Consider the following 824-nt stretch of genomic DNA (forward strand, 5'->3'; position numbering starts at 1 on the left):
ATCGCATGTGCGTGATGGTATTGATCTAAAACGTATTATGATTACGGTATGGCTATGTACGTTCCCAGCAATGTTTTGGGGTATGTACAATATCGGTCATCAAGCACTAACTGCTATCGCACAGCTCGGCTTGCAGCCTGACGGCTGGCGTACAGTTATCACTAGCATGGCAGGCTATAACCCAGACAGTATCTGGGCTAGCTTTGTCTACGGAGCCATGCAGTTTTTGCCGATTTATATCGTGACGTTTGCGGTTGGTATTCTCTGTGAGATTATCTTTGCCGTTGTCCGCGGGCACGAAGTCAACGAAGGTTTCTTTGTGACCTCAGTTCTATTTGCATTATGTCTACCACCTGATATTCCATTATGGCAAGTTGCCCTAGGTATTATTTTCGGTGTGGTTGTTGCAAAAGAAGTGTTCGGTGGTACTGGTAAAAACTTCTTGAACCCTGCCCTATCGGGTCGTGCATTTCTATATTTTGCTTATCCAGCGTATATGTCTGGTGACTCAGTATGGACGGCAGTAGATGGATTCTCAGGTGCGACGCCGCTTGGCCTTGCAGCCCTTGGGGTGGTTCCTCAGGACTTTGTTGATGTTTATGGTAATGCGATCACGTGGAGTGATGCATTCTTAGGCAACATGCAAGGTAGTATCGGTGAAGTATCAACGTTAGCTATCCTAATGGGTGCTGCGGTGTTGCTTTGGACGCGTATTGCTTCTTGGCGCATCATGGCAGGTTGTGTGGTTGGTCTGATCGCTACGTCTCTTGTGTTCAATATGGTTGGCTCTGACGACAATATGATGATGAGCTTGCCGTTCTACT

Annotated in this window: 1 protein-coding gene; it reads left to right on the top strand. The window is 47.0% G+C overall.

The window, feature by feature from the left end; all coding sequences use genetic code 11:
• A partial coding sequence (locus tag ACS8FC_RS16305) for an NADH:ubiquinone reductase (Na(+)-transporting) subunit B (protein WP_439297546.1) occupies nt 1-824 on the top strand: 824 nt, incomplete at both ends.

The organism is Psychrobacter sp. 1Y4, from assembly GCF_051847555.1.